This is a genomic window from Salipiger abyssi (assembly GCF_001975705.1).
GTDB lineage: Bacteria > Pseudomonadota > Alphaproteobacteria > Rhodobacterales > Rhodobacteraceae > Salipiger > Salipiger abyssi.
The window spans coordinates 1,913,359-1,929,102 of the sequence record NZ_CP015093.1; the positions used below are offsets into that span (position 1 = coordinate 1,913,359).

Here is a 15,744-nt window from a genome sequence, read left to right on the forward strand (position 1 = left end):
CGATGGCGGACACTCCGAGCGTGCGGCTTGCGCTGCCGAAGCTTACCCGCCTGCGCGGTCTCGCCTTCGGGCTGCTGGGTATTGCGGGCCTGCTGGCGCTGTGGTGGCTGGGCGGCTGGGCGGTGGCGAACGATCCCGACATGTTCGCCTTTGCCGATTTCGCGCCGGCGCCGACGCTGGCGGCGCTCTGGGATATCCTGCGCTCGGGTGAGGTGTTGGGGATGTCCGGCCCGTCGCTCTACCGTGTCGGCGCGGGGCTGGTGATCGCCTGCGCCATCGGGGTGCCGGTGGGGATCGCCATCGGTCGTATCGCGTGGCTGCGCGAGCTGACCAATGTGCCGTTCCAGTTCCTGCGGATGATCTCTCCGCTGAGCTGGATGCCCATCGCGGTCATGGTCTACGAGACCTGGGACGGCGCGATCATCTTTCTGATCGGTGTGGCGGCGATCTGGCCGATCCTGTTCAGTACCGCCGCCGGCGTGCGCCGCATCGATCCGAGCTGGCTGAAGGTTGCGCGCAACCTGGGCGCCAATCCGTTCCACATGCTTTTCGTGGTGATCCTGCCTGCCATCGCGGTCGATGTGCTCACCGGCATCCGGCTGGCGCTGGGTGTGGCATGGGTGGTGCTGGTGCCCGCCGAATATCTCGGCGTCACCTCGGGCCTCGGCTACGCGATCAACGATGCCCGCGACACGCTCGATTACTCGCGCCTGGCCGCCGTTGTGGTGGTGATCGGAGTGATCGGTTTCGCCCTCGACTATGCCTGCGCGGCTCTCATCAAACGATTCAACTGGGTGCGCGACAGCGCGCACTGATCTCGCAACCAGACGATATTCCAAGAAGGAGGAAACCATGTCTGAACCCGCAACCGCTCTGACCGGCTGCCTTGCGCCGATCGACAAGACCGGGCTCGACGGCCTGATCGAGCAGGGCAAGGCCAACCCCAATGCCGTCAAGACACTCAAATGCAAGACCGTTGCCGAGGGCCGCTTCCGTCACGCCAACTATATCCGCGATCTGGAACCCTATATCGTCGATGAGCCGCCGGGGCTGCTGGGCGACGACACTGCGCCGAATCCGTCCGAGGCCTCGCTGGCCGCGCTGGGCTCCTGTGTTGCCGTCGGCCTGCACGCCAATGCCATCGCCCGCGGCATCACCATCCAGTCGCTGGAGCTGGCACTCGAGGGCGATCTGAACATTACCGCCGTGTGGGGCACGGGCGATGTGTCGGAAAAGCCGGTGGGCTTCACCGATGTGCGCATCAAGGTCGATATGAAGGCCGACTGCCCGCAGGAAGAAATCGACGCGCTGATCGCTCATGTGATCCAGTGGTCGCCGGTGTTCAATACCTTCTCGCGGCCCGTGAACATGGTCGCCGAGGCGGTCTGACCCGCTTTTCCGCCCCCGCCCCGCGCGGCGCGGGGGCGGCCTTTCCCACCCGTCCCGCCATGCCCGCCCCAGGAGCCCCCGACATGAACATCGCGACCCCCCTGAACGTGGTCGATTTCGAGGCCATCGAACGGATTTCCAAATCCGAACTCGCGCCCATCGCCCGCAAGATCGACGAAGAGCGGATCTATCCCGAAGAGATCATGCGCGCCATGGGTGCGGCCGGCGCCTACGGCACGCATCTGGGCGGCAGCGACGCGGCGACCGATCTGTCTGAGGCGATCCTCGCCATGGCCAAAGCCTCGGAAACCTGCCTTTCGACCGGTTTCTGCATGTGGTGCCAGGATGCGCTGGCCTGGTACATCGCCTCTTCGGGCAATGACTGGTTGAAAGCCAACATCCTTCCCGGCGTGGCCAGGGGGGAGATCCTCGGTGGCACCGGCATGTCGAACCCGATGAAATCCATCGCCGAGATCGAGCCCCTGCGCCTCAAGGGCAAGCGGGTCGAGGGCGGCTATCAGGTCAAGGGCCTGCTGCCCTGGGTCTCGAACCTGTCGGAAGGCGGCTATTTCGGCGTGATGTTCTCGGTCGAGGAGGGCGATACGGCCAAGACCGTGATGGCCATCGCCGAGGCTGACGAGGCCAAGGGCGTGAAGCTGAAGCTCGACCACGATTTCGTTGCCATGGGCGGCACGGCGACCGTCAACGTGCAGTTCCGCGACGTCTTTATCCCCGACGAGCAGGTCATCGGCGACCCGGCGCCCGCCTTTATCAAGCGTATCCGCGGCGGCTTTGTGCTGATGCAATGCGGCATGGCTGCGGGCATGATCAAGAGCGCCATCGAGCTGATGGAGCAGGTCGAGAAGCCGCTGGGCCATGTAAACAGGTATCTCGACAAGCAGCCTGCCGATTTCCGGCAAGCGTATGACGCGCTTGTGGCCGAGGTGCTGGCGCTTGCGAAAACGCCGTATGACGACGGCCCCGACTACTGGAGGCGGGTGCTACAGGCCCGTCTGACCGGTGGCGAGCTGTCCGTCGAGGCGGCGCATTATGCCATGCTGCATTGCGGCGCGCGCGGCTATGTCAGCCAGGGCGCGGCGCAGCGGCGCCTGCGCGAAGCCTATTTCGTGGCCATCGTGACACCGGCGACCAAGCACCTGCGCAAGATGCTGGCCGAACTCGGCTGAGATGTGCGCGCACCCGCCGGGTCATGCGCCGGGAGGGCGCAGCCGGCATTCGTGATCTATCAACAACCTGAATGGAGACCATCGCAATGACCACCCGTGCCGAGCTGACCGAGAAAATCGTCGCGCACAAGACCTTCAACGACATCAAATGGGCCGATGTGGCCGCTGCTGTCGGCCAGTCGAAGGAATGGACGACCGCCGCATTGATGGGTCAGATCTCGCTCACCAAGGAGCAGATCGAGAAGGCCGGCAACGCCATGGGGCTGAACTTCTCGGACGAGGAAACCGCGCTGTTGATGACCGTGCCATATCGCGGGTCGCTGCCCAGTGCGGTGCCCACCGATCCGCTGATCTACCGCCTGTATGAGGTGGTGAATGTCTATGGCACCACCATGAAGGCGCTGATCGAGGAGGAGTTCGGCGACGGCATCATGTCGGCCATCGACTTCACCATGGACATCTCGCGTACCGAAGACCCCAAGGGCGATCGGGTAAAGATCGTGCTCGATGGCAAGTTCCTTCCCTACAAAATGTACTGAGCCACGATACGGGGCGGCGCGGGCCGCCCCTGTCTCTTGTAGCGGAGCGCGAATCCCTGCGCGCAGAGTGGGCACCCAGAGTTAATCTGAGGGCCACACAGGGCATGCCGCACCGCAGAATCACCCGGTGATTCTATCTGGGGTTGAGTTCTGTCGGTTCGGCGAAAAGATAATGACCGAAAATGTGGCACAAGAATGGCGAAATCTTCTGGATTGTCGCAAAGTTGTGTTTCACATTTGACTAAACTTTGCGCAGGGCGGTACGACCTGAATTAGAATTATGCTACGCCGCAGAAATTTTCCGGTTCAATCATGCCGGGGTAAGCTGGGAGTTTCAATAGAAGCTTCTGAAAGGTAACGATTAATTTTAAGAGCCAGTCAATCTTTGGAGGAAGCTGGATTTTATTAATGGCTGTGTCTGGATGCTCATCGCCCTGTAAGGTGAGGGTAAGACGTCGCGCTTCTGTTTGTGCGGGCCATTTCAAAAAGATTTCAGGGCAGGATAAACCTGCCGGTCCCTACGAGCAGTCGAAGTTTGGATGTTAAGTAATTGGGATATCGTCATGTCAGATACTTCGACGAATTCGACCAATCTAGAACCCTACGAGATCGCCGCCGGCGTCAAGAGTGAGCGCTTCTATCACGGTTTCGCAAAGCGACCGTTCGATTTGTTCCTCGCGGCGCTGATGCTGCCGATTCTCGTGCCGGTGATCGCCCTGCTCTATGTGGCGGTCCGTCTTGAGGGCGGGCCGGGCTTTTTCGGACACCACCGGGTCGGGCGCAACGGGCAGGTGTTCCGCTGCTGGAAGATCCGCACCATGGTGCCGGACGCGAAGGAGCGGCTGGAGCATTTGTTGGCCAATGACCCGCAGGCACGCGCCGAGTGGGAAAGCGACCGCAAGTTGCGCAATGACCCGCGTGTCACCCGCCTGGGTGCGTTCCTGCGCAAGAGCTCGCTCGACGAGCTGCCGCAGATCTGGAACGTTCTGAAGGGCGAAATGAGCCTTATCGGACCGCGTCCGGTGACCGCGCCGGAGCTGGAGCGCTACGGCGGTCACAAGTGGATTTACCAGTCCATGCGTCCGGGGATCACCGGGCTCTGGCAGGTCTCGGGCCGCAACGAGGTCAGCTATGACGAGCGGGTCCAGCTTGATGCGAATTACTTCCGGGAGCTTTCGCTCGTGTCGGATGTTCGTATTCTCCTCCAGACCGTCGGCGCCGTGCTGAACCGTACCGGGTGCTGAGACGGCGCCCATCACCCGCCGGGCGTTCGTGGCCGGCGGGTGGCACGGGAAGGCTGAGCGGTCTTCCGGAATGACAACGCGACGCGGGCGGCCTATCCGCCCGGTCTGTCCGCGACGGTGTTTTGCGGGCTATCAGTCCGCCGACAGAGGCGGCAAAGACAGGACGGAAGAAGCGTGATGACGGCATCGGGTGCTGGGCTGGGTATCGCAAGACAGGTGCTGGCCGCTCTGATCTTGTCTCTGATGATTTCGGTGGCCGCGATGACGGTCGCCAGCGCCGAACCCTATCGCCTCGTGGCCGGGGATCGCCTGACCGTGGGCTTTGTGGCCCAGGGGCTGACCGAAGAGATCCCGATCGATATCGACGGCCAAATCCGGCTTTCGGAGCTGGGTGGCCTGACGGTCACCGGGCTGACTCTGGACGAGGCGGAAACGCGGATCGCGGAAAGCGTCGAAGAGGCCGGCCTTTACATCAATGCGCGGGTCTCGCTCGCGGTGGAGAGCTATGCTCCGATCATCGTCGCCGGCGATGTCACGCGGCCCGGAAGCTTTTCCTATATCCCCGGAATGACCGTGAGCGCGGCACTGGCACTGTCCGGCGGCAGCCAGGCCGCCGGGGTCAGCCGTTTCGAGATCGACCGGGCGCGCACCGAGGTCGAGGGCTCGCTGAAGCGGCTGAATCTCCAGATCGCCGCCTCCGTGGCCCGTGTGGCGCGGTTCGAGGCGCTGATTGAAGGGTCGTCGGACTATGTTCTGTCGGAGAGCCTGCGCTCGGTGATCCCGGCGCCCGGCGCGGTCGATCTCGATGCGCTGACCAGCGCCGAAGCGGAGTTGCTGACCAACGCGATTGAGCGCGGAGAAGAGCTGCTCGGGTTCTGGGAGGAGGAGATCTCCTCCATCGAAACGCAGCAGGCGCTGTTCGATCAGCGGATCGAGGTGCAGAACGAGATCGTGGCGAGCGTGGCTGCGGATCTCGACACGGCCCAGGATCTGCGCGACCGCGGATTGCAGACCGCCTCACGGCTTTCGACGGTGGAGCAGCGCGACGCCGATGCAAGGGCGCGGGCGCTGGAGTTGGAATCCGCGCAGATCCGTGCCGCCCAGGCGATTTCCGATGCCAGGCGCGCCAGGTCTCAATTCCTGTCGAGTCGGCGCAGCGATGCGCTGGCGGCCTTGCAGGAGGTCAGGATCGGTCTGGACGAGGCGCAATTGCGCTATGCCCAAGGGCTGGAGCAGCTGGCGCTGTTGACGGGTGGCAATATGGGCACGCTGCTGTTTTCGGATGCCATCGAGACCCGTTTCCAGATCCAGAGCCTGCGCGAGGGTCGCGAAAACCTGACGCAAATCACCCCGCAGACCCGGTTGCTGCCCGGCGACACGCTGTTTGTGGTGCTCGAGCCGGTTGGTGCCGCCGCGAACTGACATCGCGGACCCGGCGCTTGCGGGCTGCGGTACGACGAAGGAGACCCCGTTGCGGAGCCTCACGCCGCCGGCGCATGCGATGACCGGCATTCTTGATTGTCTCACGGGCAGTGTCGGGGTCTGCGCAGGATGCAATCCCGCCCGGAATGCCGGCGGCTCTGTTTGCTGCCCGCCGGCAAGCGGAGAGGCCTGACATGGTGCGCGAGCAGAGCCCGGCCATCCGCTGCATGAACGTCAAATACAGTCCCAATCTGGGCGACGGCTTGCTGTCGGAATGTCTCGAAGCGGCCCTGGTCGGCCACGGGGCGGATCGCGAGGGGACATGGTCGGTCGATCTCGCGGCGCGGGGCGCCTATGGGGAAAGCATGGCGGGGCGTGGCACGGTCATGACGGTGCTGGACGCGCTGCCGGGACCGCTGCGTCAGTTGGCCGTGAGGCTGCCGCTGGCGGTGCAGAGCCGGCGGAAATGGCAACCGCATTACGAAACCGGACTGAGCGGAGCGCAGGCCGTCGCGATCGGTGGCGGCAATCTGTTGTCGGATCAGGATCTGAATTTTCCCACGAAGCTGGCCCTGGCGCTGCGCTGTGCCCGGGCAGGGGATCTGCCGGCGGCGTTTTATGCCTGCGGCATGGCCGGGCACTGGACCCGCGAGGGTGACCGCCGCCTGCGCCGGGCCATCGCGGAGCACGCGCCCGCCGCGGTGTTCCTGCGCGATGCGGCATCGAAGGCGCGCTGGGACTCGCGGTTTGCGTCGGAGGCCGGCTGCGACGCGGTGGTGGTGCGCGATCCGGGGCTGATGGCGTGCGATCTCTACGGGCCGGTGCAGAAAACGGCGGGCGAGGGGCCGCGCATTGGGCTCGGGCTGATGAGCCATGTCGCGATACGCTACCACGCCGAGGCCCGCATCGGCAGCGACGAGCTGATGCGCTGGTATGTCGATCTGGCGCGGGCGCTGCTGGCGCGTGGCGCGCGGGTCGTCGCCTTCACCAACGGCGCGCCGGAGGATGTGGCGACCGCGAATGCGCTGGCGCCGCAACTGGGTGCTATGGGGGTCGAAATGGCCCGGCCACAGGTGCCTGCGGATCTGTCGGCAATTGTCGGAGGCTGCGACGCGATTGTCGCCTATCGGATGCATGCGGTTATCGCGGCCTATTCCCACGCGGTGCCGGCACTCGCGCTCAGCTGGGACGACAAGCTCGATGCGTTCATGGACTCGGTGGATCGCGCTGACTGGCTCGCCGATCCGTCGGATCTTTCGGCAGAAGCGGCTGCGGACAGGGCCTTGACGGCGGCACAGGAGGGGGTCGATCCCGCCCGGCATGCCCAGGTGCTCGCGGAGGCGCGCGCCGATGTCAGCAGGCTTTATGCGACGCTGGCCGGGCGCGCTCCGGTCGCGCGGGCATAAAGCGCCAGCTGTGCGTCGATCCAGGCGTCGGGTGTCATCGACAGCCCCGCCGTGCCCGCGTGGCCGAGTCGGCTCATCTCGGCGAGCTGCGCGTCCGGCAGGGCGGCGACCCGTTTCAAAAGCCCTGAAAAGGCCTCGGGGTTGCGGGTGTCGCAGGCCCAGCCGATGCCTCCGCTGTCGATTTCGTCCGCTAGAAGCGCGCTTTCGGAAAGGATCACGGGCAGGCCGGAGAGCGAGGCTTCCGCCGCCACGAGGCCGAACGGTTCGGGATAGCGCGACGGCATCACCAGGGCGCGTGCGGTCCGGGCCTCGCGCAGGATCGCGTCCCGCTCCAGCCAGCCGGTAAAGCGAATGCCCGGATAGCGCGCCGCCAGCGGCTCGCGCAGCGGGCCTTCGCCGACAACGGTGAGCGGCACATCGGCCGCCGCCGCTGCGGCAATCAGCTCCTCGACACCTTTTTCCGCCTCGACCCGACCGATGAACAGGAACCTGCGGTTCTGCTCTGCCGCGATGCGTGTTTCGGAGAGCGTGCTGGCCGGGTTGCGCAGCGGTATCAGCCGCTCGTCCGGATATCCCGATGCGGAAAGCCGTGGCGCCATGGCGGGATGAATCATCAGGATTCCCGCCCAAGGCGCCCGGCGCGGCAGGGCGCGCCGCAGAACGAGCTGGCGTGAAACGCGCCACATCTTCTGGGCATAGCTGCGTTTGTCACAATGGGTCGTCAGGCAGGAGGCTGAAAGCGGCAGGCGGGCGCAAGGCCGCATGGCCTGATAGTCCATGAAACCGCCATTGGGGCAGGCGAGAAAGAAATCGTGGGCATGGATAAAGACGCGCGGCGCCACCGTCGAGAGCGCGGCGAACACTGCCGGCGTCAGCGTCTTCGACCAGGAATGCACATGATAGACGGTATCGGGTCCGTCTTCGCGAGCGATGACATCCTCCAGCATCGCCTTGACCGCGCTGTTGTAGAGCCCGCGCGTCGCGGCGACATGGGGTGGCGCCTTCATCAGCGGATCGCTGCCGGCGGTGTAGATCCGAACGCCCAGCGCCGCGAGATCCTCATTGCCACCGCGATCGGCTGCGGCGAATACCGTGTCGATGCCCCGATCGCGCAGCATGCGGGCCTGCAACAGAGAAAGCCCGGTAGCGCCGCCGCGCGCAATGCTGGCGTCGTTGACGATGACGGTCTTCATGGCGTTGCGCCCCCGTTGCTGCGTCGCAGCGTTGTCTTTCAAGGCATACGGTCCGCCCGGTATCAATGCAAGTCGCAACCCGGAAGCCGGTTTTGTCGTCAGGCGAATCGCTTAATCGAAAGGCAGATGTGAATCTCGTTTAAATTGACTCGTGGTGAGCCTGTTTTTCCCTGAATTGATTAATGGCCGTTTTTGGGCGGTTATTCCGAAACAGTGTCAGTGATTGTTTTCTATTGGCTGCCATTTTTGGGATAAATCCACCATTTCCAGAAAATTCTCCGCCAATTGTGGCACAATCGTGACGCTGTATCGTGGGTTTTAGGGGAATGGGATGTTCTTTAGATTCATAAAATTGTCCGGCTGGTTCGGGGATACGCCATTTTGGGGGAGCGGGCCGTTTGGCGACCATGGTCCGGGCAGATCTCATGACGCGCCGGGGCATCATCATGGACACGGCGCTGGTCATCACCACCACGGCCGTGGCCATGGCTGGGGGCATGGCTGCGAGGAGAACGAGCCGCTCGGCACGCAGCAATACAATGCCGACGCCGGTAGCAACCTGATCAAGGTGCCGGAAGGATATGCTGCCATTATCGCTGGCAATGAAGGTGACGACACCATGAAGGGCGGCGAATTCGACGACCTTCTGTTCGGCAATCGCGATGACGACCTCATCTACGGCAACGATGGCGACGACACGCTTTATGGCGGGTTGGGCAGCGACACGCTTGACGGCGGCAGGGGCAACGATGTGATCAGCGGCGACGCGGGACTCGATTTCCTGTCGGGCGGCGCGGGTGAAGATCGCTTTGAGTTCCGGGCCAGCGCGATTGGTGACGGGCTGGTCGATACCATTATGGATTTCGATGCGGACGCCGATACGATCCTGTTCCTGAACGAAGCAGCCGCCGATGTCAGCTTTGCCCAGAACGGTGCCGATGTGGAAATCCTGGTTGACGGTGTGACCGAGGTGCTTGTGACCGATGCCGATGCGGGTGATGTGGCATCCCTCACGGACTACGGCGTCACCGTCTGATTTGGTCGCCGGCTTGGCTAAGGGCGGGTCAGCCGGATGCGGTATTCGGTCAGGTCGCTTTTGCGATTGCCGTTCGGGCCGACCGCGATATCGAGATGGTCGCCCGCTGAAAGGGCCAAATCCACCAGATCGGCCTCTATCGGGGTCTTTCCGCTGTTCTCGAAAAGCGGCGCACCGTTTTTTGTAATCGTGACGGCGATGCCGTCGTCGCTTCGATCGGTCACGGCGAAGCGGGCGGAGAGAGACACCGTCTGGTCCTCGGGCGCGGTGTAACGATGGACGATGTCTACCGGGCTGTCGCCGCGTCCGCCGGGCAGCAGCATCTCGGCGGTGAGGCGGATCGGGCCGAAATCGGGATTGCCGCGATAGGGAAACCACGGTGTCCCGCGCGCTTCCTGTCCGGGTAGCGTGTGCAGGGAGATGTCGCGATTGCCTCGCCGGGCGAACCGGGCGAACCCGTCGCCTTTGGCCAGGGCTTCATCGCCTTCCGGATAGGCGAATTGATGGTAACTGTCCGCAATCAGGGCGCTCTTGCCCATCGTGACCCGGTTGCCAATGCCGCCCTGTGCCGCGACGAAGACAAGCGGCTCGGTTTCAGACAGGCCGAGGGGCCCGGTGACGGTGTTGCCCTCGGCGTCGAGAACGGTGACGCCCTCGTCCGGCACAACCTCGCGCGGGGCGCCCCAGAGGACCAGCACGCTATCGCCGAACCGGCAGCCATAGGCAAAGGGGTCGTCCGGTGCGGCATCGGCGACCGGCTGCCCCTCCATATGTTCTGCAATCAGCCGAAAGGCGCGGCCCGCCGGGGTGATCCGCCCCATCGGCGTATAGAGCGGCACATGTTTTTCGCCGCGCAGATTCATCGGATACCAGACCGCGCGGCTGACACCGCCCAGAGCGAACTGGCAGTAGTTGCGCAGGAAATGCCCGGCAGCGCGCGCCGGATCGGCATGGGCGAACTCGGTGATCTCAATTGGAAGTCCGGCGGCCTCGGGATGCCGGCGCAGAACCGCGATCTGCCGGGTGAACTGTTCCGCGGGCGTTGTGTAGGGGTGGATCGCGAGCGCATCCATATACGCGGCGCCGCCTGCGTCGAGGATTTCCCAGAGATAGGCGACCGGAAGCGAGTGGGTGGCGCCGCCCGAGATCCGGATATCGGGCCTGGCGGCGCGCGCCGCCTTGGCCGCGCTTTCGAGCAGCGGCACATAGGCGCGCGCGCGCTCCAGCGGAGTCATCTGTTTGATCGGACCGCGGACAAAATTCACCCCGTTGAATTCGTTGCCGATCTCAAGGCTGTCGATAACGGGAAAGCGGGTGATCAGCTCGGCGGCAAAGGCGCCGAAGGCGGCGACCGCCTCGGGGCTGGTCGGGGTGTTCCCGCCGTCAAAGATCGGATTCCCCCAGTTCAGAACGACGGAAACATGCGCGCCGGCCTGGGCGATTTCGTCGGGAAATCGCGTCCGGGCCTCGTCGAACCGGTACTGCCCGGGCCGTTTCTCGGCCCGGGCCCAGGCCATGCCGTCACGGAAATCGGTCACGCCCAACGCGCGGGCAAGGCCGATATCGTTCTTCGCCCGGCCCTGCGACAGGTTGGAGGCGGCGCCGAGTGCGGGCCCGACGGGCTCTGCGGTAGCGCCCTGCATCGACAGCACAATGGCCAGAGCCGGCGCGAGGGCCCGTCGCAAGACGCGGAACAAGGCGTGGTCGTGGATCATCTGGAACCCCTCAGCCGTCCGTGATGGTCCGGGCCGCCGCGTCAGACGGCGATCAGCGTCCTGTCATCCGGTCGCGCTGCGGGACGGTCGGGCAGCGCTGCGGCGTCGAGCTCTCTGGCGACCTGCGCGATGACACCGCCTGCCGTCGGAAGGTATTCGAATCGGCCCTGCCGCCCAACCGGGATGACCCCCGCTCCCGTCACTTTGTCGAGAATTCGGGCGAGGTCCGCCTGCCGACCGGGCATATAGAGCGGGTATGCGGAGGAAACGATCGTATGGCCTTCGAGCCGCAGGTCCTCGGCAAGCCCGAGCCCGGACAGATGTGCCGAGAAATCGGCGAAGGCGGCCTCAGGGTCGGGGCTGTGGCCGACCGGCAGGGTTACCTCGGCGGCGAGGAACTCGCGGGTGGTGTCGCGGTCGCTATAGAGGCGTGAATAGATGGTGGCGCGCTTCCATCGCCCCGTCTCGTGAAAGTTGAAGAGCACATTGCCCGCCTCGGGATCGAGCCGGCTGGCCGAGACGAAGAGCGTCATCAGATCGAGCGAGCGCAATTCGGAGGATGTGCCAAAGAGCGCCCGGTGCAGCGTATCGAGCGGCAGCGCCCCGATTACCGATGCGGCGCGATGGACCGACTTGTCGGTGGTGATGTCGAAGCCGTCGCCTGCCGGGCTGATCGTCTGTAGCGTTTCGGCGAGACGGAATTGCACGCCACGCGCTTCGAGCTGCGCTTTGATCCGGTCGAAGAGCTGGTCGAATCCGGCTTCGGGGCGCACCCGCAGCGGGCTGCGCTTGCCGCGCCGAAAGGGCTTTTTGCGCAGCATGCGGAAAGCCGACTGCATCAGCGCGCGTCCGCGTGTGGCCTTTTCGATAAAGCCCATGCGGTGAAAGAAGAACTCCTCGTCGATCTCGCCGGGGGGCATGTGATTGAACCGGGTGATATAGCTGCGCAGCCCGGTGCCCGCGAACATGGTCTCGCCGAGCCGTTTGCGGCAGATCGCTTCGAGCGTGCCGTCCTGTTTCTGCGCCAGGCGTGACCAGAGCAGATCGGCGACCGCGACGGCGAGCCGTGCTTTCGGCCAGCTCATGAGATCGCGGGGTTCGATCGGATAGTGTTTGAGCTGACCGTCCGGTGTGATTCGCCGCTGCACACGACGTACCGGTGGGCAGAGATCGCGCAGCCCCTCAGCGAGGCTGAAAAGGCGTGCGTTATCCTCGTAGAAGATGCTGCCGGCATCGAAGGTGTAGGGGCCGATCTCGGTCGATCTGTGTGTGCCGCCACATTTGTCGCTGCTCTCGATCACAAGGATATTATAGCCGCGCGCCGACAGGGTGTCTGCCGCTGAGAGCCCCGCGATACCGCCTCCGAGAATGACAATCGGCGTTTTGTCCGACCCGGACGTCTCGGTCGGGCTGGATCCGCGGAACTTGGCGGCCAGGCCCTGATCAACTGTACTCATCTATGTGTTCCCAGGTGAGCGTAAATTACAGTGTTACCGAACAATCGGAAAACGCCAAGTTTTATTGCAGCGCAGCATGGAATCCGCGGCAAGGCGCCGGGAAAGATTGACCCGACGCTGCGGTGCGGCCAGAAATGAGGAAGATCACCGGATAAAATCACGGATTTTTTGTAGGGGTTTATTGAGATGACGGGCACGGCTACGCGCATCGCGGTCGTTATCTGCTCTGTTGGTCGGGCCGATTGCCTGCGCGAGCTCGTCCCTGCCCTGACCGCGCAAACCCGGCCCGCCGACCGCGTCCTGTTCGTCGTAACGCGACCCGAGGATATCGGATTCGATCCCGCTCCATTGTTTCCGGGCGCCACCACCGCCGAGACTGTGATCTCGGAAAAGGGGCTGCCGCGTCAGCGCAATGCCGGGCTCGACCGGATTGCCGGAGATTGCGATATCGTGGTGTTCTACGACGACGATTTCGTGCCCTCGCGACACGCGCTTGCGGGCATCGAGACAGCCTTTGCCGCGCTGCCCGAGGTCAACGGCATGACCGGCTTCCTGATTGCCGATGGCATCAACGCGCCGGGATTTTCCGTCGATGACGCCGAGGCGCTGGTTGCCGAGTATGACGCCACGGTTGCCCCTGCCGGCCCGGAGCGGGCGTTCCAGGTTCTGCGGGAGGGGCTAGAAGGGCTCTATGGCTGCAACATGGCCTACCGCATGTCGGCGATCGGAGAGGCGCGGTTCGACGAAGCGCTGCCGCTCTATGGCTGGCAGGAGGATATCGACTTCGCGGCGCGTATTCCCGGCGGGCGGATCAAGACGGATGCCTTTGCCGGCGTGCATCGCGGCGCCAAATCCGGGCGCGAAACCTCCGGGCGGCGGCTGGGATACAGCCAGATCGCGAATACCTGGTATCTCTGGCGCAAGGGTACGATGTCGCTGAAATTCGCGGCAAAACTGGCACTGCGCAATACGGCGGCGAACCACCTCAAGGCCTGGCGCCCCGAGCCATGGATCGACCGCAAGGGCCGTGCGGCGGGCAATCGCCGCGCATTCGCCGAAATCGTATCGGGCCGCGCGCACCCGTCGCGTATCCTGGACTTCTGACGACAAGCGGAGGGGTTGCCCCGATGAGTCTCCAGAGTATTCCCGAAACCGGCCTGGTCCCGCCGCCGCAGGACGACGCCGCACGGGCGCTGATGCCGAATCTCTTCGTGATCGGTGCCTCCAAATCCGGGTCCAGCGCTTTGCACGCCTATCTCCGGCCGCATCCCGAAATCTGCATGAGCCGCGAAAAGGAACCGTGCTTTTTCGTCGAACAGGGCGAGCTCGAAGCCGCCTGGCCGATCATGGCCCGCCAGCCCTGTAGCCATGACTGGGAGGCCTATCTCGACCTGTGGAAGGGCGCGGGCGAGGGGGTGCGGTATCGTGGTGAAGGCTCGGTCTACTACTCCCAGGCGCCGCACCGCTCCGGTGTGCCGGCGCGGATCGCCGCAGCGGTGCCGGACGCGCGGATCATCTACACCGTGCGCGAGCCGGTGAGCCGTGCCGTCGCGCATTACTGGCAGCGTTTCAAGGAGTTCCAGGATCCCCTGCCGCTGGACCGGGCGGTGCGCGAGAACCCGCTTTATCGCGACACCTCGGACTATGCGTTGCAGATGGGCGAATATCTCAAGCATTTCGACCGCAGCCAGATCTTTGTGCTGGTGGCCGAGGATCTGCGCGCGCGGCGCCGCGAAACGCTGGCGGAGGTGATCGCCTGGCTTGGGCTCGACCCATATGAGTATCAGGAATCGGAAATCACCGAGCGCCACAAATCGCCGCCGACCTCGCGCAAGGAGCGCTTTCCGCTGGTGGCTGGCCTGCGCAATTCCGGGCTTTGGGCGGCGGCGCGCAAGCGCCTGCCGAAATCCGTGGTCGACGGGCTGCGCAAGACCGCGACGGTCGAGTTCGACAAGGCCGACGTCGACGATACCGAGGCGCGCGCCTGGCTGAAGGCCTATCTCGCGCCGCGGCGGGCCGCGTTCGAAGAGATGATCGGCCGCCGTCTGCCGCAATGGGACTGATGCGCCTGTCGCGCCGCTAGAGCAGCGGTGCGATCACCTGCCAGAGGCGTTCGCCCGCGGCCTGCCAGCTCAACTCGCTGGCGCGGCTCCGGCCGCGCTCGGTCATCCGCGACGCGAGCTCCGGCGATTCGGTCAGCTGCGCCAGCGCGCTGCGCCATGCGGCGGTGTCGTCGGGGTCGGCAAGCAGCGCGGCATCGCCGCAGACCTCGGGCATCGCCCCGGCCCGCGCGGCGATCACGGGCGTGCCGCAATGCATCGCCTCGACCGGCGGCAGGCCGAACCCCTCGGTTTGAGAGGGAAAGGCGAATATGGCGGCATTTTCATAGAGCGCCCGCAGCTCCGCATCCGAGACGAAACCGGTAAAGACAGTGCCGTCGGGCGCCGTCCAGCCGCGCTGCCGATAGGCGCTCTCGGCCGGGCCGCCGGCCACCACAAGGCGCAGGCCGCCGGGCACCGGCGCTGCCATCGCGTCAAAGATCCGGCGCAGGTTCTTGTATCCCTTGGCCGATCCCAGGGCCATTACATAGCTGCCAGGCGCGAGCCCGTGCTTTGTCAGGATAGCGGCGTCGGGTGCCGTTGCATGGATATGATCGGTGCCGTTATGTACGACCTCCGTCTTATCGCGGGCCGCGACCTTGTGCTCGGCGAGCGACTCGCGGGCAAAGCCCGAGACGGTCAGAACCCGGCGTGCGCGGCGGCCAATGATCGGAAGCAGCGCGCGATAGGCGGCGGCCTGACGTCCGGTGTAGTCCTGCGGGTAGAGAAAGGTCTGAGCGTCGTGGATCATAACCACGGAATTGCCATGCAGAACGGGCGCGAGATTGCAGAAATTGACCAGCAGCGCGCCACGGGCCAGCGCCGGGAGGGTGAGCATTTCCCATCCCTGCCCGGCGCCGAAGCGACCGGGAAGACGCTCGGGAACCAGAAGCGGGAACTCCGGGTCGCCGGCGAAGGCGGCGGGCGCCACGAGCCTGACGTTATGCCCAGCGGCGCGGCCATGTTCGATCAGCAGGCTTGAGTAATGCGCGGCGGTCCGGTGAACACCATTCAGCCCCGCGCCGAGAAACTTGCCGTTGATGACGATATTGGCCAC

At 64.6% G+C, this 15,744-nt stretch carries 14 protein-coding genes; 10 read left to right on the plus strand and 4 right to left on the minus strand.

Annotation, left to right across the window (positions count from 1 at the left end):
- Nucleotides 1-2: 2 nt before the first annotated feature.
- The 7 genes from Ga0080574_RS12775 to Ga0080574_RS12805 all read left to right on the plus strand — a co-directional run bounded on the left by Ga0080574_RS12775 (nucleotide 3) and on the right by Ga0080574_RS12805 (nucleotide 7,187).
- A complete protein-coding gene (locus Ga0080574_RS12775) occupies nucleotides 3-815 on the plus strand; it encodes an ABC transporter permease (RefSeq protein WP_076705926.1) in 813 nt (270 codons plus the stop codon).
- A 37-nt stretch (nucleotides 816-852) separates the two neighbouring features.
- Nucleotides 853-1,389 (plus strand): OsmC family protein, encoded by a 537-nt coding sequence (locus Ga0080574_RS12780; RefSeq protein WP_076699707.1) that lies wholly within the window; start codon nucleotides 853-855, stop codon nucleotides 1,387-1,389.
- A gap of 83 nt (nucleotides 1,390-1,472) precedes the next feature.
- The gene (locus Ga0080574_RS12785; protein WP_083716833.1) at nucleotides 1,473-2,576 is read left to right on the plus strand and encodes an acyl-CoA dehydrogenase family protein; all 1,104 of its coding nucleotides are present in this window, start codon (nucleotides 1,473-1,475) and stop codon (nucleotides 2,574-2,576) included.
- A gap of 86 nt (nucleotides 2,577-2,662) precedes the next feature.
- Nucleotides 2,663-3,115 (plus strand): cyanase, encoded by a 453-nt coding sequence (cynS, locus tag Ga0080574_RS12790; RefSeq protein WP_076705928.1) that lies wholly within the window; start codon nucleotides 2,663-2,665, stop codon nucleotides 3,113-3,115.
- Nucleotides 3,116-3,678: 563 nt separating this feature from the next.
- Nucleotides 3,679-4,359: a sugar transferase gene (locus Ga0080574_RS12795; RefSeq protein ID WP_076699713.1), complete on the plus strand. Its 681-nt coding sequence runs from the start codon at nucleotides 3,679-3,681 to the stop codon at nucleotides 4,357-4,359.
- Nucleotides 4,360-4,536: 177 nt separating this feature from the next.
- Complete coding sequence (locus tag Ga0080574_RS12800) at nucleotides 4,537-5,781, plus strand: polysaccharide biosynthesis/export family protein (protein WP_076699716.1); 1,245 nt, start codon at nucleotides 4,537-4,539, stop codon at nucleotides 5,779-5,781.
- A gap of 194 nt (nucleotides 5,782-5,975) precedes the next feature.
- Nucleotides 5,976-7,187 (plus strand): polysaccharide pyruvyl transferase family protein, encoded by a 1,212-nt coding sequence (locus tag Ga0080574_RS12805; protein WP_076699721.1) that lies wholly within the window; start codon nucleotides 5,976-5,978, stop codon nucleotides 7,185-7,187.
- Here Ga0080574_RS12805 and Ga0080574_RS12810 read toward each other — a convergent pair.
- Nucleotides 7,145-8,422 (minus strand): glycosyltransferase family 4 protein, encoded by a 1,278-nt coding sequence (locus tag Ga0080574_RS12810; protein WP_237219373.1) that lies wholly within the window; start codon nucleotides 8,420-8,422, stop codon nucleotides 7,145-7,147. The genes Ga0080574_RS12805 and Ga0080574_RS12810 overlap by 43 nt on opposite strands.
- 289 nt (nucleotides 8,423-8,711) lie before the next feature.
- On the opposite strand from Ga0080574_RS12810, the gene Ga0080574_RS25900 reads away from it, so the two are divergent.
- Nucleotides 8,712-9,416 carry a calcium-binding protein gene (locus Ga0080574_RS25900; RefSeq protein WP_156876355.1) on the plus strand — a complete coding sequence of 235 codons (705 nt, stop codon included), beginning with the start codon at nucleotides 8,712-8,714 and terminating at the stop codon, nucleotides 9,414-9,416.
- A gap of 17 nt (nucleotides 9,417-9,433) precedes the next feature.
- Here Ga0080574_RS25900 and Ga0080574_RS12820 read toward each other — a convergent pair whose 3' ends face one another.
- Together Ga0080574_RS12820 and Ga0080574_RS12825 are read right to left on the minus strand one after the other, a co-directional pair.
- Nucleotides 9,434-11,131 (minus strand): glycosyl hydrolase, encoded by a 1,698-nt coding sequence (locus Ga0080574_RS12820; RefSeq protein ID WP_083716836.1) that lies wholly within the window; start codon nucleotides 11,129-11,131, stop codon nucleotides 9,434-9,436.
- Nucleotides 11,132-11,172: 41 nt separating this feature from the next.
- Nucleotides 11,173-12,588 carry a protoporphyrinogen/coproporphyrinogen oxidase gene (locus Ga0080574_RS12825; protein ID WP_083716837.1) on the minus strand — a complete coding sequence of 472 codons (1,416 nt, stop codon included), beginning with the start codon at nucleotides 12,586-12,588 and terminating at the stop codon, nucleotides 11,173-11,175.
- 186 nt (nucleotides 12,589-12,774) lie between these two features.
- Between Ga0080574_RS12825 and Ga0080574_RS12830 the strand changes: the two genes are divergently transcribed.
- Both Ga0080574_RS12830 and Ga0080574_RS12835 read left to right on the plus strand, forming a co-directional pair.
- Nucleotides 12,775-13,692 (plus strand): glycosyltransferase family 2 protein, encoded by a 918-nt coding sequence (locus Ga0080574_RS12830; RefSeq protein ID WP_076699730.1) that lies wholly within the window; start codon nucleotides 12,775-12,777, stop codon nucleotides 13,690-13,692.
- Between the two features lie 23 nt (nucleotides 13,693-13,715).
- A complete protein-coding gene (locus Ga0080574_RS12835) occupies nucleotides 13,716-14,651 on the plus strand; it encodes a sulfotransferase family protein (protein WP_156876356.1) in 936 nt (311 codons plus the stop codon).
- A gap of 16 nt (nucleotides 14,652-14,667) precedes the next feature.
- Here the strand turns inward: Ga0080574_RS12835 and Ga0080574_RS12840 are convergent, their stop codons facing one another.
- Complete coding sequence (locus tag Ga0080574_RS12840; RefSeq protein WP_076699732.1) at nucleotides 14,668-15,744, minus strand: glycosyltransferase family 4 protein; 1,077 nt, start codon at nucleotides 15,742-15,744, stop codon at nucleotides 14,668-14,670.